15 protein-coding genes are annotated in these 16,774 nt (G+C 70.8%); 5 read left to right on the plus strand and 10 right to left on the minus strand.

Annotated elements, in window-relative coordinates; genetic code table 11:
• The first annotated feature begins 28 nt into the window (after positions 1 to 28).
• Complete coding sequence (locus tag AMY39116_RS0306315; RefSeq protein ID WP_202961398.1) at positions 29 to 2,767, plus strand: hypothetical protein; 2,739 nt, start codon at positions 29 to 31, stop codon at positions 2,765 to 2,767.
• 650 nt (positions 2,768 to 3,417) lie between these two features.
• On the opposite strand, the gene AMY39116_RS0306320 is transcribed toward AMY39116_RS0306315, so the two are convergent.
• The 3 genes from AMY39116_RS0306320 to AMY39116_RS0306330 all read right to left on the minus strand — a co-directional run bounded on the left by AMY39116_RS0306320 (position 3,418) and on the right by AMY39116_RS0306330 (position 6,444).
• A complete protein-coding gene (locus AMY39116_RS0306320) occupies positions 3,418 to 4,728 on the minus strand; it encodes a citrate synthase (protein WP_020416854.1) in 1,311 nt (436 codons plus the stop codon).
• A 193-nt stretch (positions 4,729 to 4,921) separates the two neighbouring features.
• Complete coding sequence (locus tag AMY39116_RS0306325) at positions 4,922 to 5,842, minus strand: carbohydrate kinase (RefSeq protein ID WP_020416855.1); 921 nt, start codon at positions 5,840 to 5,842, stop codon at positions 4,922 to 4,924.
• On the minus strand, positions 5,839 to 6,444 hold the full coding sequence (locus tag AMY39116_RS0306330; RefSeq protein ID WP_020416856.1) for a TetR/AcrR family transcriptional regulator: 606 nt from the start codon (positions 6,442 to 6,444) through the stop codon (positions 5,839 to 5,841). The genes AMY39116_RS0306325 and AMY39116_RS0306330 overlap by 4 nt, the downstream gene beginning before the upstream one ends.
• A 70-nt stretch (positions 6,445 to 6,514) precedes the next feature.
• Between AMY39116_RS0306330 and AMY39116_RS0306335 the strand changes: the two genes are divergently transcribed.
• Entirely contained in the window at positions 6,515 to 7,651 is a 1,137-nt protein-coding gene (locus AMY39116_RS0306335) for an acyl-CoA dehydrogenase family protein (protein WP_020416857.1), read from the plus strand.
• A 228-nt stretch (positions 7,652 to 7,879) separates the two neighbouring features.
• Here AMY39116_RS0306335 and AMY39116_RS0306340 read toward each other — a convergent pair whose 3' ends face one another.
• The 3 genes from AMY39116_RS0306340 to AMY39116_RS0306350 are packed head-to-tail and all read right to left on the minus strand — an operon-like array spanning position 7,880 to position 10,468.
• Complete coding sequence (locus AMY39116_RS0306340; RefSeq protein WP_027933879.1) at positions 7,880 to 9,091, minus strand: amidohydrolase; 1,212 nt, start codon at positions 9,089 to 9,091, stop codon at positions 7,880 to 7,882.
• An 11-nt stretch (positions 9,092 to 9,102) separates the two neighbouring features.
• Entirely contained in the window at positions 9,103 to 9,567 is a 465-nt protein-coding gene (locus tag AMY39116_RS0306345; RefSeq protein ID WP_020416859.1) for a GNAT family N-acetyltransferase, read from the minus strand.
• Positions 9,560 to 10,468 carry an aldose 1-epimerase family protein gene (locus AMY39116_RS0306350; protein WP_020416860.1) on the minus strand — a complete coding sequence of 303 codons (909 nt, stop codon included), beginning with the start codon at positions 10,466 to 10,468 and terminating at the stop codon, positions 9,560 to 9,562. The genes AMY39116_RS0306345 and AMY39116_RS0306350 overlap by 8 nt, the downstream gene beginning before the upstream one ends.
• A gap of 66 nt (positions 10,469 to 10,534) precedes the next feature.
• Here AMY39116_RS0306350 and AMY39116_RS0306355 point away from each other — a divergent pair, with 66 nt between their 5' ends.
• Complete coding sequence (locus tag AMY39116_RS0306355; RefSeq protein ID WP_020416861.1) at positions 10,535 to 11,110, plus strand: TetR/AcrR family transcriptional regulator; 576 nt, start codon at positions 10,535 to 10,537, stop codon at positions 11,108 to 11,110.
• Positions 11,107 to 11,937, plus strand: a complete 831-nt coding sequence (locus AMY39116_RS0306360) for an MBL fold metallo-hydrolase (protein WP_027935685.1) — start codon at positions 11,107 to 11,109, stop codon at positions 11,935 to 11,937. Before AMY39116_RS0306355 ends, AMY39116_RS0306360 begins: the two co-directional genes overlap by 4 nt.
• On the opposite strand, the gene AMY39116_RS0306365 is transcribed toward AMY39116_RS0306360, so the two are convergent.
• A complete protein-coding gene (locus tag AMY39116_RS0306365) occupies positions 11,879 to 13,234 on the minus strand; it encodes an APC family permease (RefSeq protein WP_020416863.1) in 1,356 nt (451 codons plus the stop codon). The two genes, AMY39116_RS0306360 and AMY39116_RS0306365, sit on opposite strands and share 59 nt — an antisense overlap.
• Positions 13,235 to 13,462: 228 nt before the next feature.
• Between AMY39116_RS0306365 and AMY39116_RS0306370 the strand changes: the two genes are divergently transcribed.
• Complete coding sequence (locus AMY39116_RS0306370) at positions 13,463 to 13,945, plus strand: hypothetical protein (RefSeq protein WP_020416864.1); 483 nt, start codon at positions 13,463 to 13,465, stop codon at positions 13,943 to 13,945.
• Here the strand turns inward: AMY39116_RS0306370 and AMY39116_RS0306375 are convergent.
• From AMY39116_RS0306375 to pdxH, 3 genes are all read right to left on the minus strand, one after another.
• Complete coding sequence (locus AMY39116_RS0306375; RefSeq protein WP_020416865.1) at positions 13,932 to 14,651, minus strand: VOC family protein; 720 nt, start codon at positions 14,649 to 14,651, stop codon at positions 13,932 to 13,934. The two genes, AMY39116_RS0306370 and AMY39116_RS0306375, sit on opposite strands and share 14 nt — an antisense overlap.
• A gap of 38 nt (positions 14,652 to 14,689) precedes the next feature.
• Positions 14,690 to 15,976, minus strand: a complete 1,287-nt coding sequence (locus tag AMY39116_RS0306380) for an MFS transporter (RefSeq protein ID WP_027935686.1) — start codon at positions 15,974 to 15,976, stop codon at positions 14,690 to 14,692.
• Positions 15,977 to 16,083: 107 nt separating this feature from the next.
• A complete protein-coding gene (pdxH, locus tag AMY39116_RS0306385) occupies positions 16,084 to 16,755 on the minus strand; it encodes a pyridoxamine 5'-phosphate oxidase (protein WP_027935687.1) in 672 nt (223 codons plus the stop codon).
• Between the last annotated feature and the right edge of the window lie 19 nt (positions 16,756 to 16,774).

The raw sequence follows: 16,774 nt of genomic DNA on the forward strand, positions 1-16,774 counted from the left end.
TCATGTGCGGCAGACACCGGAGAACCCCGTGTTCGAGGGCGCCCATGCCCTGGTCGACCTCGTCCGGACGCTGTACCGGCGCCCGGGTCTGAGCAGGCGGGACCCAGAGCTGCGCATCCGCGGCGACGTGCCGCTCCCCCTGGTCTGCCTGCTGCGCAAGCCGGGCTCGGCGAAGTTCCTGCCGCGGCTGGGCGCTCAGCTGGACGTCGAACTCCGGCAGGTCCCGCACGCCTACCTCGACGCGAACGCGGTGCGCAACCCGGCGGTCCTGCCGCTGCTGGAGGAGCTGCACGACCGCCTCGGCGCGGACGCGTTCGGCCGCGGTCACCTCAAGCACTTCGACCACTACCGCCTCGCGACCTGGCTGACCGAGCGCTCCCTGCCACGCGCGGAGGGCAAGGGCGACCGGCCGATCGTGCGGCTGCTGCGCGACTGGACCGGGCAGCGCGGGCCGGGTGGCGCGGACGCGGCGGTCGACCACGTGCCAGCCGGTGGGTGGAGCAAGGTCGCGCTGAGCGTGCTGTGGTGGATCCTGCGGTACTTCGGGTTCCGGTGGGGCCGTCACCGCGTGCCCGGGCTTGGCCGGGAGAGCCGCTGGTTCATGCGCCAGCCGTTCATGGTCCCGCGCCACTCGGCGGACTTCCTCGGGTTCGCCGAGCGCCTGACCCGGGACCGGCTCGGATCGGAGAACCCCGAGCAGCTCAAGAAACTGCTCGTGCACGCGTTCCTGCAGGATCTGCGCGAGGCGTACCGCCGACGGAAGCTGCGGTTCCTGCCGCGGCGGCGGGGCTGGCGGCGCACGGCGTACGTGACCGTGCTGCTCGACAACGTGACCGAGGCCAACGGCGGCTGGGAACTGCTCCGGCTGATCAACGAGGTGCGCAACGAAACGGGCGACCTGGACCCGCTGCTGATCATCACCGCGAGCGACGAACGCCCGCCGCCGGCCGCGGAGTCGGTCGCGGGGGCCGAGCCGGCCGCCCGCGCCACCCGGGCGTGGTCGACGTGGAAGCACCGGCTGCCGGGCCGGCGGCAGATGCTGGCCGGCGACGCGCGGTACTTGTTCATCGACCTGCCCAAGCCGTCGGTGGCGACCACCCCGGAGGACGCCGGCGTGTGGGAGGACCGGCAGGCCGGGCCGGTCACGCCGCCGTGGATCGCGCGTCGCGGGGTGCTCGAACTGGCTGTGGCGGCGCTGTTGGTGGTGAGCCTCGCGCCGACCGCGGTGCAGGTGAACGAGTACTGGGGCGCGCACTGCTCGTTCTTCCGGGCCGGGTTGTCCTCGGGCGTGGCCACGAAGGTCGTGGACGGGCAGTGCGTCGGCTACAGCGACAACGCACGCCAGGTCTTCGGGGAGAACGAACGTCTGCGGCAGGCGCAGTTGCTGGTGTTCGCGGAGAACGCGAAGGCCGAGGAGCTGCACCGCGCCAACCCGGGACGCGCGTACGTGAGCCTGGTGTACCTGGCGGGGCTGACGAACAACGAGCACTCGCCGGCGACCGCCCACGCCGTCGCCGAGGAGCTGGAAGGCGTGGTGATCCGGCAGCGTGAGCAGAACGACCCGTCGTCGAGCGTGAAGCCGCTGCTGCGGGTGGTCGTGGCCAACGGCGGGACCGGGATGTCGGCCGCGGACGTGGTGACCCGGGACATGCTGGTCCCGTTGATCGAGGGCGATCCGCGGATCCTCGGGGTGCTCGGGTTCGACCGGAGCGTCGCGCAGACCGAGCAGGCGATCGCGGAGCTGGGTGCGCACGGGATTTCGGCGCTGGGCACGACGTTGACGGCGGTGGGGCTGGCGGAGCGGTCGCCGCTGTACTTCCAGTTGGTGCCGGACAACACCCAGCAGGCCGAGTTGCTGGCCGGGTACGCGCGGTACGTGGGTGCGCCGAAGGTGACGATCTACCACCCGCCGCTGGATCCGGGGAACAGCTATGTGAGCACGCTGGTCGAGGTGGTGCGGCAGCGGTTGGCCAGGATCGAGGTGGCGAGCCAGGGCTGGACCACGAGTGTCGGGTCGTTGCCGTCGCTGTGCCGGGATTCGGCCGATCGGAGCAGCGAAATCGTGTTCTACGCGGGGCGGGAGACCGAGTTCGGTGATTTCCTGCGCACGGTGCGGAGCAATTGTGCCGAGCCGCGGAAACTGCCGCGAATCGTCGCCGACGACGCGGTGTCTCGGTTCGTGGCGCACGCGCCGGACCGGAATCGCAGCGAGCTGAACGGGATTCCCGTCTCCTACGTCGGGATGGGCAGCCCGGTGGTGCTCGGCGGGCAGGCGTGCGTGGACGGACGGCCCGGGGCGCTGCCCGGTGGCGGGCCCGCGCTGGACGCGTTCTGCGCCGGCTACGCCGATCTGTTGCGGGACTTGCGGAAGCTGCCCCCGGAGGAGGCGCCGACGACGCCGTGGGCCGGGGAGCGGGTGGGCGGCCTCTACGACGCGGCCGGGTTCTTCCTGGACGCGGCCCGGCGGTTGCCGCTCCTCGGGGGCGGCGCGGGGGCTTCCGGCGCTTCGGGCGCTTCCGTTGCGGTGGCCCCGAACCGGGCGGCGGTGGCGCAGCAGTTCCGCGAGATGACCTTCCAGGGCGCGACCGGGGAGATCAGTTTCGCGAGGTCCCGGATCGCGAACGACCGGAGCCTGGCGATCCTGACGATCGCGAACATCTCCCGGCTCGACGGCCCGGACGGCGTGCCCACGTGCGCATACCTGGTGGGCAAGCTGTACAGCGAAAACGAGCCCCGCGAGGCGAATGGGTGCCCGGCGGCGAGGTGAGGGGTTCTTTTGCGGGGGTAGCTCGGGTTGGGGCGGGGTGCTCGGGCTGGGGCGGGGTGCTCGGGTTGGCGGGGTCGAGTTGGCGAGTGGCGGGCTGCTCGGTTGGCGGGGTGCTCGATTGGCCCGGTGCTCGGGCTGGCGGGGTACCCGGAAACGGGTCGCCTGCGGGGTGCTCGGGTTGGGGCGGGGTGCTCGGTTGGCCGGTTGAGCGCGGTGTCCGGCGGGCGGGATGACGGCGAGGTACTGACTTGGCCGGATGGCTCGATGCTCGCTCGGCGGGGTGATGGCGCGGCGCTCGGCTGGCCGGCTGGCGGGGTGCTCGGTTGGCCGGGTGCCCCGGCCGGCGGGGTGCTCGATTGGCGGCGTGCGCGCGTTTCTCTGGTTGGCGGTTCCCCGGGCCGGTGCGTCGCTCGGGTTGGCGGGTTGCACGGATGTGCTCCGGCGGGCACGGCTCGGGACCCTGCGCGCGGTATCCGGCGGGCGAGATGACCACTCGCAGCCGTACCAAACGAACACTCGCGCGAGAACACCACTCACACGAGATGGCCACCGGTAGCCGCATCAATGGGCCAACCGCGCCAATACGCCTCTCCCGGAAAACAAGAACGGCGCGCCCCGCCAGGGACGCGCCGTCAGGGAACGCAGCAGACTCAGCGCTCGGAGATCGCGGTGTACTCGCGCTCCTTCTCGCCGATGTAGATCTGCCTCGGGCGGCCGATCTTCGTCTGCGGGTCGTTGATCATCTCGCGCCAGTGCGCGATCCAGCCGGGCAGCCGGCCGAGCGCGAACAGCACCGTGAAGAACTGCGTCGGGAACCCGAGCGCGCGGTAGATCAACCCGGTGTAGAAGTCGACGTTCGGGTAGAGCTTGCGCTCGATGAAGTAGTCGTCCGAGAGCGCGGTCTCCTCGAGGCGCTTCGCGATGTCCAGGAGCTCGTCGTTCGGCGCGAGCTTGCCCAGGATCTGGTCCGCAGTGCGCTTGATGATCTTGGCGCGCGGGTCGTAGTTCTTGTACACCCGGTGGCCGAAGCCCATCAGGCGCACGCCCTTTTCCTTGTTCTTCACGCGGTTGACGAAGTTCGCCACGTCACCGCCCTCGGCCTTGATGCCGTTCAGCATCTCCAGCACCGCACTGTTGGCGCCACCGTGCAGCGGCCCGAACAGCGCCATGATCCCGGCCGAAATGCTCGCGAACAGGTTCGCCTCGGACGAACCGACCAGCCGCACCGTCGACGTGGAGCAGTTCTGCTCGTGGTCGGCGTGCAGGATGAACAGCAGGTCCAGCGCCTTGGCGACCTCGGGGTCGACCTCGTACGGCTCGGCGGGCAGGCCGAACGTCATCCGCAGGAAGTTCTCCACCAGGCCCAGCGAGTTGTCCGGGTACAGGAACGGCTGGCCGATGGACTTCTTGTAGGCGTACGCCGCCAGCGTCGGCACCTTGGCCAGCAGCCGGACGGTGGACAGCTCCACGTTCGGTTCGTCGAACGGGTTGAGCGAGTCCTGGTAGAAGGTGGACAGCGCGGACACCGCGGAGGACAGCACCGGCATCGGGTGCGCGTCACGCGGGAAGCCGTCGAAGAAGCGCTTGAGGTCCTCGTGCAGCAGGGTGTGCCGGTTGATCTTCTGGGTGAAGTCGTCCAGCTGCGCCTGGGTCGGCAGGTTGCCGTAGATCAGCAGGTAGGAGACCTCGAGGAAGCTGGAGCGCTCGGCCAGCTGCTCGATGGGGTAGCCGCGGTAGCGGAGGATCCCGGCGTCACCGTCGATGTAGGTGATGGCCGAGGAACACGACCCGGTGTTGACGAACCCCGGGTCGTACGTGATGTACCCGGTCGACGCCAGCAGCTTCCCCAGCTCGATGCCGGGAGCACCCTCGACGGCATTGACAACCTTCAGCTCGTGCTCGCCAGTCGGTAGGCGCAGCGATACGGTGCCGCCACCGGTCGCCGCAGTCGCGTCGGACATGCAGGTCGTCCCTCTCACGGTCACACGGGCCGGCAGCTCCTGCAGGTCACACAGGCAGCTTCGTGAACGCGCGTGACCGGAAATCGTCCGCGCACACCGCCCCGCTGGGGTATTAATTCTCCCATTACGCTAGTCGAACAACGGGCCTTCGCGCAGCCATTGTGTTACCTAGAGCAAACCGTTGGGATCAGGTTCACACCATCTCGGCCGCGGTGGGCGGCTCGGCGCCACTCCGCGAGACGGTGATGGACGCAGCCTTGGCCGCGAAAGTCAAGGCCTCGCGCCAGCCGGACTCACCCAGATCCGTGAGCGTGCCCACATTCCGATCGTGCAGCCACGACAGCAGCGCGCCCTGCACCGTGTCGCCGGCGCCGATCGTGTCCACCAGTTGCGCGGGCGCGGACGGTACCGAAACGGTCACGGATCCGGTGTGGACGGCCAGACCGTCGCCGCCGCGGGTCAGGACGACGGCGTCGACCCCGGCGTCCAGCCACGACTTGATCGCCGCGTCCAGCCCGGCGGCGCCGGCCAGCCACTCGCCGTCGTCGTCGGACAGCTTCAGCAGGCGCACGTCCGGCAGCCACGAGGTGAACCGGCGGCGGTAGGCGTCGGCGTCGGCGATGAGGTCGGCCCGGATGTTCGGGTCCAGCGCGGTCAGCACCCCGCGGGCGGCTTCGCGGCGCAGCACCGTCTCGTAACTGGTGGCGCCGGGCTCCAGGACCATGCCGAGCGTGCCCAGGCACAGCACGGTGACGTCCTCGGGCAGCGGGCCCGGGTCGGCGACGAGCCGGTCGGCCGTGCCCTCGGTGTAGAAGGTGTAGCTCGCCGACCCGTTCGGCGCGAGCGCCACCACGGCGAGGGTCGTGTTCTCCGGACCCTCCTGCACCATCGATATGTCGACGTTCGACGCCGTCAGCCGGTCCCGCAGGGCCTGGCCGAAGCGGTCGGACGAGATCCGGGACAGGAACGCGGTCGGCGTGCCGAGCCGCCCGGCCGCGAGGGCCACGTTGTACGGGCCGCCGCCGAGGCGCGGCACCAGGGACGTCAGGCCGTCGTTCGTCTTCTCGGCACCCGGCACCAGGTCGACCAGCGCCTCACCACCCACCACGATCACGGGCGAGATGCTAGCCCGCCGAGCAACAGTTCGGACAACGCCGTGAAGGCCTCCGCGTCCGACACCCCGGTCCGCGAGCCGACCACCCCGGTCTGGATGGCCTCGACGAGCACCGCGGCCATCTCCGCGATGAGCGTCGCGTGCACGTCCCGGAACACCCCGTCCGCGACGCCCTTGGCGATGAACGACCGGATCTTCGCCGCCGCGGCCCTGCTGTTCAGCTCGTAGGCCGCGCGCGCCGGGGCGAAGTCGTTGATGTCCCGCATGAACGCCGGGGACGCCCGGTTCAGGTACTCGGCGATGCCGCTGAGGTAGACGCCGATGATCTCGCGCGCGTCCTCGATGCCGGCGGTCCGCTCGTCGAGCAGGTCGGCGGCGCCCTTGAAGTAGTGCGCCACGACGCGGACGGCGAGCTGTTCCTTGCTCGGCGCCAGCGCGTACAGCGTCGACTTCGAGCAGTGCGTCTTCGCGGCCAGGTCGTCGAGCGTGAAGTGGACGAAGCCCTCGACCAGGAACAACTCCTCCAGCTCGGCGAGCAGCGCCCGCTGCCGGGCGGTCAGCGCCTTGCCGCCCGGGGGTCGTAGCGCCTCGCGACTGGTCATCGGACCACCGTATGTGCTGTACTGGAGACGATTACAGAGTACTGTTTTGAGTACACCCCCGGAGGCGAAGATGCCGGTCGACCGCCTGCTCCCCGGCCGCGAGTACGAGGACCTGCTCGCGCTGGCGACGGAACTGGCCCGCGACGAGCTCAAGCCGCTCGCCGCCGAGTACGAGGAGGCCGAGCGCTTCCCGCGCGAGCAGTTCCGGCTGCTCGGCAAGTCGGGCCTGCTCGGGCTGCCGTACTCCGAGCGCTGGGGCGGCGGCGAGGTGCCGTACGAGGTGTACCTGCAGGTCCTGGAGGAGATCGCGGCCGCGTGGATGTCGGTCGGCGTCGGGCTGTCCGTGCACACCATGTCCTGCTACGCGCTGGCCCACTACGGCACCGACGAGCAGCGCGACCGGTGGCTGCCGGACATGCTCGAGGGGCAGTTGCTGGGTGCGTACGCGCTGTCGGAGTCGCACGCCGGGTCCGACGCGGCGGCGCTGTCGACGCGGGCGCGGCTGGACGGTGACCAGTACGTCGTCAACGGCACGAAGGCGTGGATCACGCACGGCGGCGAGGCCGACTTCTACACGACGATGGTGCGCACCGGCGAGTCCGAGATCTCGTGCCTGCTGGTGGACGGCCGCACGCCGGGCCTGTCCGCGGCGCCGCCGGAGCGGAAGATGGGGCTCACCGGGTCGACCACGGCGCAGATGATCTTCGCCGACGCGCGGGTGGACGCCGACCGGCTGATCGGCCCGGCGGGCGCCGGGATGCGCATCGCGCTGTCCTCATTGGACTCCGGACGGCTCGGGATCGCCGCCTGCGCGGTGGGTCTGGCGCAGGCGGCGCTCGACGAGGCCGTCGCGTACGCGAAGGGGCGCACCCAGTTCGGCAAGCCGATCATCGACTTCCAGGGGCTGGAGTTCCTGCTCGCCGACATGGCCGCCGCGGTCGACTCGGCGCGCGCGACGTACCTGGACGCGGCGCGGCGGCGCGACCGCGGGATGCCGTTCGGCCGCCAGGCGTCGGTCGCGAAGCTGATCGCGACCGACGCGGCGATGAAGGTGACCACCGACGCCGTCCAGGTCCTCGGCGGCGCCGGCTACACGCGGGACTTTCCGGTGGAGCGCTACATGCGGGAGGCGAAGGTGCCGCAGATCTTCGAGGGCACCAACCAGATCCAGCGCATGGTGATCGCGCGTTATTTGAAGCGCGCCTGAGCCGATGCGGCGCCGCTGCGTGTGCGACTCGGGCGGCTGAACGCAGACCTCGCGCGGCGGAGCGCGGGACTCGCGCGGCCCTCGCGGGCATGAGTTCCGCGAGGGCGGGGCGCGGCGAGCGTGAGCCATCGCAGCGCCGCTGAGCACGGGACTCGCGTGGCGGATCGTGGATCGTGGGACTCGCGAGACCCGCGAGTCCCACCTTCGAGGGCGCGGCGCCCGCGGGACCTACTCCGCGTAGCGGCGCGGCGTCACCACGCCTTCGCCGCTGGTGTCGTCGAAGCGGTAGACCTCCTGGCCGCGCACGAAGACCCGCATGGCGCGGTTCATCACGTCCAGCGGGTCGCCCGACCACAGCACGATGTCGGCGTCCAGGCCCGGCTTCAGCGAGCCGATCCGGTCGTCCAGCGACAGCATCGCCGCCGGGTTGACCGTCAGCGCCCGCAGCGCGGTCTCCGGGTCCAGCCCGTCCTTCACGGCGAGCGCGGCCTGGTAGACGAGGAAGTTGATCGGCACCACCGGGTGATCGGTGGTGATCGCGATCTTCACCCCGGCCCGCGCCAGGATGCCGGCCGACCGCAGCGTCCGGTTCCGCAGCTCGACCTTCGACCGCGTGGTGAACAGCGGCCCGAGGATCACCGGGACGTCCTTCTCCGCCAGCACATCGGCGATCAGGTGCCCCTCGGTGCCGTGGTTGACCACCAGCTTGTAGCCGAACTCCTCGGCGAGCCGGATCGCGGTCACGATGTCGTCGGCGCGGTGGGTGTGCTGGTCCCAGTACAGCTCGCCGTCGAGGACCTTCGCCAGGGTTTCCAGCGTCAGGTCGACGTCGAACGGCTTGCCCTCGGCCCGCGCGTGGTCGCGCTGCGCCGCGTAGTTGCGGGCCTTCGTGAACGCCTCGCGGATGATCGCCGCGACACCGAGCCTGGTCGACGGCGTCTGCTGCTTGTCGCCGTACACGCGCTTCGGGTTCTCGCCCAGCGCGCTCTTCACGCTGACCGCCTCGTCGAAGACCATGTCGAGCGCGGTGCGGCCCCACGTCTTCACCGCAACGGTCTGCCCGCCGATCGGGTTGCCGGAACCGGGCTTGATCACCACGCTGGTGACCCCACCGGAGAGGGCGTCGTCGAAGCCGATCTCGAACGGGTCGATGCCGTCGATCGCCCGGAAGCGGGCGCCGTTCGGGTCGGTCATCTCGTTCGTGTCGTTGCCGGCCCAGCCCTCGCCCTCCTCGTGCACGCCGAGGTGGGTGTGGGCGTCGACGAACCCGGGCAGCACCCAGGTGCCCGACGCGTCCACCAGCTCCGCGTCCTCCGGGACGTCGACCTCCGCGGCCGTGCCGACCGCGGTGATCCTGCCGTTCTCGACCAGGACCGTGCCGCCGTCGATCGGGTCACCCTCGACCGGCACCACGTATCCGCCAACAATCGCCTTCACCATGGTCAGCCACGCTAACGGAACCGCTTCTCCAGGTGCACGAGGTGGTAGTGCGCCTCGGGGGTTCGTCCGGTTTCGACGTATCCCAGCCGGGCGTACAGGCGCAGCGGGCCTTCGCTGAGCTCGCCGGTGAACAGCCGCAGCACCCGCACCTCCGGCGGCAGCCGGTCCTCGGCGGCCTTCATCAGCGCCGAGCCGAGTCCCGCGCCCTGGCGGTCGGGCGCGACGACCAGCCGGCCGACCTCGCCCACCTCACCCCGCAGACGGATCCGGACACTCGCGACCAACCGCCCCGACTCGCGGATGCCCCACGTGACCACGTCCGGATCGGACAGCACGGCACGCAGCTCGTCGAGGGTCTCGACCAGCGGCGGCAGGTCGAGACTCCGGTGCGCCCGCGCCTCGGTGACGAACGCGGCGCGCTGCAGGGTCAGCAGCTCGCCCGCGTCCGCTGTGCCAAGTCTGACCGGGTCAGCCATGGACGCGGATGCCCCAGCTGCCGGTCCACGAGCCGCCCGGCTCCAACTCGATCAGGTCGGTGCCGGAGTTCAGCGCGTCGGCCGGGCAGGTCATCGGCTCGATCGCGACGGCGCGGCCGCGGCCGACCAGGTCGGTGGGCGTGAACACCTGCACCCAGCCGAAGTCCGGCCCGGCCCACACGTCGACGCTGCGCTCGCCGTGGGACAGCACGTGGTGGAACCGGCCGTCTTCGGCCGCGACGAGACCGCCGAACGCGGTGTCCAGGTCGACCTCGGCGAGAACCCGGCCCTCGCGGAAGTCGTACTCGGTGCCCGCGGTGTCCTGCTCGTCGCCGTAGGGCAGCTGCTGGTCACCCACGTAGGGGCGCACCCGGGTCGCCGGCAGGGTCAGCGTCAGCTCGTCGGTCGGCACGTCGCCGATGCGGAAGTACGGGTGCGCGCCGACGCCGACCCCGATGGCGGATTCGCCCTCGTTGCGGATCTCGTGGGTGACGGTCAGCTCGCGCGGCGCCAGGTCGTAGGTGATCCGCGCCTGCAGCGGCACCGGCCACCCGGGCTGCTTCCCGACCTCGATCTCGAACGTGATCGACGATTCGGCGTGCTCGACGAGCGTCCACTCGCGGTGCCGGGTCAGGCCGTGGATCGCGTTGCCGCGGGCCTCCTCGGTGACCTCCAGCTGCTGTTCCTCGCCCTGGTAGGTCCAGCGCGCGGCCTTGGTCCGGTTGGGCCACGGCAGCAGGATCTGCCCGGCGCCCTTCGGCGGGTGCTCGTCCTCGGCGAAGGTCTCCAGGTAGGGCACGCCGCTGATCTCGAACGCCCGCAGGCCCGCACCGATCTCGGTGACGACGGCGCGCGCGTTGCCGCGGGTGATCTCGAACTGCTGTCCCGTGGGGTTGGCCATGCGACGAACATAGCGCCCGGAGAACTAACTAGACCGGTCGTCATAGTTTGGGCTACGGTGATCGGCATGGTCCGGAGAACCGACACCCGCAACCGCATGGTCGCCTCGGCCGCGGAGCTGTTCCACACGCAGGGCTACCACGCGACCGGGCTGAACCAGCTGGTCAGCGCCGGTGGCGCGCCGAAGGGCTCGCTCTACTTCCACTTCCCGGGCGGCAAGGAGCAGCTGGCCGCCGAGGCGGTCGCGTTCTCCAGCGAGAACATGGCAGCCCTGCTGCGTTCGACGCTCGACTCCGCGCCCGACGCCGCGACGGCCATCACGCGAGTGATCGACGCGCTGGGCCGCAACCTCGTCGACTCCGGCTACCGGTCCGGCTGTCCGATCGCGACGGTCGCGCTCGACGCCGGCGACAGCGAACCGATCCGCCAGGCGTGCACGGACGGGTACACGTCCTGGCACGCCGTCATCACCGAGTACCTCACTGGACAGGGCATCGCGGCCGAGAAGGCGGCGACGCTGGCGACCATCGCGCTCAGCGCCATCGAGGGCGCCCTGCTCCTGGCCAAGACCCAGCACGACCTCGCGCCGCTGCACGCCGTCGGCGAGCACATGCGCGCCACCTTCGAACGGGAGCTGCCTTGAAGGTCCACCACCTCAACTGCGGAACCATGCGCCCGCTCGGCGGCCGCCTGATCGACGGCCGCGGCGGGTTCCTGCACCGCGCCGAGCTGGTCTGCCACTGCCTGCTCGTCGACACCGGCGCCGAGCTGGTGCTGATCGAGACCGGCGTGGGGTCGCCGGCCGTCGACCGCGCCGCCGAGTGGCTGGGCGCGAATTTCGTGCGCATGGTCGGCATGCGGACGTCGGTGGCGGAGACCGCCGCCGAGCAGGTCCGGCGGCTCGGCTACGACGTCGAGGACGTCCGGCACATCGTCCTGACGCACCTCGACCTCGACCACGCGGGCGGGCTGGTCGACTTCCCGCACGCCACCGTGCACGTCTACGCCGAGGAACTGCGGGCCCTGCAATCACCGCGCGACGCGAAGGAACGCCTGCGGTACAAGCAGGTCCACTTCGCGCACGGTCCACAGTGGAGCAGCTACGCGGACACCGGCGAGGAGTGGTTCGGCTTCGGCGCGGTGCGGGAGCTGAAGGGGCTGCCGCCCGAGATCCTGCTGGTCCCGCTCGGCGGGCACACGCGCGGGCACGCCGGGGTGGCGGTGGACACCGGCGACGGCTGGCTGCTGCACGCCGGTGACGCGTTCTTCCACCACGGCCAGATCGACCCGGCCCGCCCGCACGCCACCCCGGGCCTCGCGTGGTTCGAGGCCCGGGTGGAGACCGTGTCCGGCGCGCGGCGGGAGAACCACCGGCGGCTGCGCGAACTGGTGCGCGACCACGGCGACGAGGTCACGGTGCTGTCGGCGCACGATCCTTGGTTCCTGAAGCACGCATCGCGAACCAGTTGACCACCCACAGCAGGAGGCCGACGCCGAGCAGGATCGCCGCGATCACGTAGTCCCGCGCCGGCCGGCCGGACAGCGGGCTCACCAGGTACAGGCAGAACACCGCGGCCAGCGCCGGGATGATGGTGGGCGCGCGGAAGTGCGGGTGGTCCACCTTCTCCCGGCGCAGCACCAGCACGGCGATGTTGACGATGGCGAACACCAGCAGCAGCAACAGCGCCGTCGTGCCGCCGAGCACCCCGATGTCCACGGTGGACACCAACACGATCGCGATGAGGCTGGTGAACAAGATCGACACCCACGGCGTGCGGCGCAGCGGGTGCACCGTGCCGAGCACCTTCGGGATGATCCGCTCGTTCGACATGCCGTAGAGCAGGCGGCTGGCCATCAGCATGTTGATCAGGGCCGAGTTGATGACCGCGAACAGGCCGATCGCGGAGAACACCTCGCGCGGGAAGCCGGGCGCGCCGACGTCGAGCACCTTCAGCAGGGCGTTGCTCTTCGCGGCGGACAGCTCGTCGGCCGGCACCAGCAGGGAGGAGGTCAGCGACACCAGCACGTAGATGGTGGCCGCGACGACCATGCCCCACAGCATCGCCTTCGGGAAGATGCGCACCGGGTCGCGGCACTCCTCGGCCATGTTGACCGAGTCCTCGAACCCGACCATCGCGAAGAACGCCAGCGAGGTCGCCGAGGTGATGGCGACGAGCGCGGTCTGGTCGGCGGTGTCGATCTCGACGAGGCGGCCGGCGTCGCCGGAGCCGTTGAGCACCGCCCACACGCCGACACCGATGATGATCAGCAGGCCGGACACCTCGATGCAGGTGAGCACCAGGTTCGTCTTCACGGACTCGCTCACGCCGCGGAAGTTGATGGCGGCGAGCCCGACGATGAACAGCGGCGCGATCAGCCAGCCAGGGAGGTCGACGAACTCCTTCAGGTAGGTGTTGGCGAACGCGATCGCGGCCGAGGACGCGGACGTGATCCCCGAGCACATCACCGCGAACGCGACCATGAACGTCAGGAACGGGATGCGGAAGGCGCGGTTGGTGTAGAGCGCGGCGCCCGCCGCTTTCGGGTACTTCCCGACGAGTTCGAGGTAGCTGAACGCGGTCATGAACGCGACCACGAAGGCCAGCAGGAAGGGCAGCCACAGCGCGCCGCCGACGCGTCCGGCCACCTGCCCGGTCAGGGCGTAGACGCCGGTGCCGATGATGTCCCCGACCACGAAGAACAGCAGGAGCTTCGGGCCGATGACCCGTTTGAGGGCCGGTTCCTGAGTAGCGTTCACCTCAGTCATGCCCGAGAAGTGTGCCCCAATCCGGATTGCCCGGCCACGCTTTCGGGGTAATGCCCGCCGTTTGGATCAACGCTGGGGGGTAACACCGGTGCGTCGACGGCTTTCGAAGGGGCACCGCCGAATGGCCGAGCGCCCGCGCGCCGCGCCCGCGGGGGGCCGGAGGACGATCCCGACGTCCTCCGGCCCCGGTGGCACGCGTGACCGGCCGGGCACCGGGTAACCGGAACCGTGGACGGTTACCTGGCGATCTACCTCAACGACCAGCTCGCGCTCGGCATCGGCTGGCGTGAGCTGGCCCGGCGGGCCGCGGGCAACAACCGCGGCACCGAAGTGGGTGACGCACTCGCGGACGTGGCGACGGAGATCGCCGAGGACGTGGACACCTTCCGGTCGATCATGGACCAGCTCGGCGTGCGCCAGAACCCGCTCAAGACGGCCGCGGTGTTCGGGGCCGAGCGGCTCGCCCGCCTCAAACCCAACGGGCGGCTGCTGGCGTACTCACCGCTGAGCCGCTTCCTGGAACTGGAAGTGCTGACCATGGGGATCGACGGGAAGAAGCAGCTGTGGACCACGCTGCGGGACCTGGCCGGGCTCGCCGACCGGGTCCCTGGAGTCGATTTCGACGCGTTGATCGAACGGGCCGCGGGGCAGCGTTCGCTGCTGGAGCCGCACCGCGTCCAGGCGGGGACGGAAGCGTTCAGGGCCGGGTGATCACGCCGAAGTCCACTCCGGACGGATCGGTGATCGTCGCGATGCGGCCGTACACGAAGTCCTCCGGTTCGGTGGACTTCCCGCCCGCCGCGAGCGCCCGCGCGATCGTCTCGTCGGTGTCGGCCACCTCGAACGTCGTGGACCACCTGGAGTCGGCGGGGCCGGGCACGCCCATGATCCCGCCGACTTCGTGCCCGTCGGGGCGGCGGAGGAACGTGAAGTCCAGCTCGGGCAGGTCGGCGTTGCGGTCCAGCGTGAAGCCGAACACCTGCGGGTAGAAGGCGCGGGCGTGCTCTGGCCGCGCGGTGGTCAGGTCGTTGCGGACGAGCGAGCCGGGCTCGTTGACCACCTGGCAGCCGGGCAGCTCACGCCCCTGCCACAACCCGAACCGCGCGCCGACCGGGTCCACCGCCAGCGCGATCCGGGCGCGGTCGCCGAATTCGGCGGGACCCTCGACGACCTGCCCGCCCGCGGCGCGCACCCGCTTGGCGGTGGCGTCGCAGTCGGCGGTCGCGAGGTACGTCGTCCAGGCCGGGGCGCCTTCGGCGAACCCGGCGGCCACGCGGTCGCCCAGCAGGAACAGGTCGTCGCGCGTGGTCCACCCGAACACGGCGCGGTAGAACGCGGTGGCGCGCGCGAGGTCGGGGGCGGTGAGGGCCATCCAGGTCGGGGTGCCCTCGGGCTGATTGGTGTCGACGGAGCTCATACCGCGAACGGTAGGAGCCGAGCAGGTCAGTTCCCGTCCTACTTCGCGACCGCCGCGGCCCGGTAGCGCCAGAACGCCGGCAGCAGCGCGACGGCGATCGCGATGAACACGATGACCAGCACCCCGCCACCGGTCGCGGCGGCGGCCGTGCCGACCGCGGCCGCGGTCCAGCCGTGCGTGAGGTCGGCGATCCGGGGCCCGCCCGCGACGACGACCGTGAACGCGCCCTGCATGCGGCCGCGCATCTCGTCGGTCGCGGCCATCACCAGGATCGCCTGCCGGTAGATCGCGCTGACCATGTCCGCCGCGCCGGCCAGGCACAGGAACACCACGGCGAGCCACAGCGAGCTCGACAGCCCGAACCCGACGATGGCCAGGCCCCAGGCGCAGATCGCGATCGTGACGGCGACGCCCTGCCTGCGGACGCGGCCGAGCCAGCCGGAGAACAGCCCGATGACCACCGAGCCGATCGGGATCGCCGCGTACAGCCAGCCCAGGGCGAGGCCACCGCCGGGCGGGTCGCCGAACGTCCGCTCGGCCATCTCCGGGAACAACGCGCGCGGCATGCCGGCGACCATGGCGATGATGTCCACGACGAACGAGGCGAGCAGGACCTTCTGGGTGCCCATGTAGCGGAAGCCGTCGAGGACGTCCTTCAGCCCGGCGGCCCGGACGGTGCCGGACAGCGGCGGCAGCGGGGGCAGCCGCCAGACCGCGTACAGGGCGATGACCAAGGCGATCGTGTCGATGAGGTAGAGCGTGGGCAGGCCGATCACCGGCATCAGGGCGCCGGCGGCCATCGGCCCGAACACCATGCCGAACGTGTTGACGGTGCCGGACAGCGCGGCCGCCGCGGGCAGCAGTTCCGGTTCGATCAGCCGGGCCACGATCGCGCTGCGGGTCGGCATGTTGATCGCGAAGAACGCCTGGTTGAACGCGAGGAGCACGAAGACGAGCCACACCGAGCCGACGTCGAAGAACGCCTGCGCCCAGAGCAGGGCGGACACGACGGCGATGCCGGTGTTGCCGACGATGAGCAGCTTCCGGCGGTCGACGGTGTCGGCGATCGCGCCGCCCCACAGCCCGAAAACGAGCAGCGGCACCAGCGCGACGATGCCGGTCAGGCCGACGTACCCGGACGAGCCGGTGAGGTCGAAGACCTGCTTCGGCACGGCGACGGTGGTGAGCTGGCTGCCGATCGCGGTGATCGCGGTGCCGGTGAACAGGCGCCGGAAGGCGGGTGTGCGCAGCGGCCGCACGTCCACAACGACCGATTTCAGCAGTTTGCGCTTCTTACCCCGTTGTGACCCCGCCTCGACACTCACAACCGACCAGTTTAGCCGCGCTAACTAAACAGCGCTGGTGATTTAGCTCGCCGGCAGCAGGGCGGGAACGCAGAACTCGCGGCGGCGAGATCCGCGGTCGGCACGGGTCAGGGGGCGACGCGCTCGATGTGCCACCCGTCCTGGGTGCGCACGTACCGGAGCCGGTCGTGCAGCCGGTTCTGCTGCCCCTGCCAGAACTCGACGATCTCGGGCCGGATGCGCCACCCGCCCCAGTGCGGCGGCAGCGGCACCTCCTCGACGTCGCCGAAGCGGCGCTCGATCGAGGACAGCGCGACGTCCAGGTCCCGGCGGCTCGTGACGACCTTCGACTGCGGCGACGCCCAGGCCCCGAGCTGCGAGCCGCGCGGGCGCTGCTTCCAGTACTCGGCGGTCTCCTTGACGTCGACCTTCTCCACCTCGCCGCGCACGGTCACCTGCCGCTGCAGCGCGTACCAGGGGAAGGTCGCCGACGCGTACCGGGTCACGGTCAGGTCGTGGCTCTTCTTCGAGGTGTAGTTCGTGTAGAACACGACACCGCGCTCGTCGAGGCCCTTGCAGAGCACGGTGCGGGAGGACGGTCGACCTTCGGCGTCGGCGGTCGCCAGCACCATGGCGTTGGCTTCGGCGACCCCGGCGGCGATGGCCTCGTTCAGCCAGTCCTGCAGCTGCTCGGTCCAGCTGCCGGCCAGGTCGGCCTCGTCCAGCGCCTTGCCGTCGTAGGCCACCCGCATGCCGGGAAGGCGTACCGCAACGTCGTCGATGTTTTCGACCTCTGGCATGTGCCAACCTCCGACCCGC

The organism is Amycolatopsis sp. ATCC 39116 (assembly GCF_000231075.2).
GTDB classification, from domain to species: domain Bacteria; phylum Actinomycetota; class Actinomycetes; order Mycobacteriales; family Pseudonocardiaceae; genus Amycolatopsis_E; species Amycolatopsis_E tucumanensis.

Excerpts from the sequence above, each read along its gene's own strand:
- AMY39116_RS0306365 (WP_020416863.1), bottom strand. The coding sequence starts at position 13,234 with ATGACTGAGGTGAACGCTACTCAGGAACCGGCCCTCAAACGGGTCATC.
- pdxH (WP_027935687.1), bottom strand. The coding sequence starts at position 16,755 with ATGCCAGAGGTCGAAAACATCGACGACGTTGCGGTACGCCTTCCCGGC.
- AMY39116_RS0306350 (WP_020416860.1), bottom strand. The coding sequence starts at position 10,468 with ATGGCCAACCCCACGGGACAGCAGTTCGAGATCACCCGCGGCAACGCG.
- AMY39116_RS0306320 (WP_020416854.1), bottom strand. The coding sequence starts at position 4,728 with ATGTCCGACGCGACTGCGGCGACCGGTGGCGGCACCGTATCGCTGCGC.
- AMY39116_RS0306355 (WP_020416861.1), top strand. The coding sequence starts at position 10,535 with ATGGTCCGGAGAACCGACACCCGCAACCGCATGGTCGCCTCGGCCGCG.
- AMY39116_RS0306340 (WP_027933879.1), bottom strand. The coding sequence starts at position 9,091 with ATGGTGAAGGCGATTGTTGGCGGATACGTGGTGCCGGTCGAGGGTGAC.
- AMY39116_RS0306345 (WP_020416859.1), bottom strand. The coding sequence starts at position 9,567 with ATGGCTGACCCGGTCAGACTTGGCACAGCGGACGCGGGCGAGCTGCTG.
- AMY39116_RS0306330 (WP_020416856.1), bottom strand. The coding sequence starts at position 6,444 with ATGACCAGTCGCGAGGCGCTACGACCCCCGGGCGGCAAGGCGCTGACC.
- AMY39116_RS0306375 (WP_020416865.1), bottom strand. The coding sequence starts at position 14,651 with ATGAGCTCCGTCGACACCAATCAGCCCGAGGGCACCCCGACCTGGATG.
- AMY39116_RS0306335 (WP_020416857.1), top strand. The coding sequence starts at position 6,515 with ATGCCGGTCGACCGCCTGCTCCCCGGCCGCGAGTACGAGGACCTGCTC.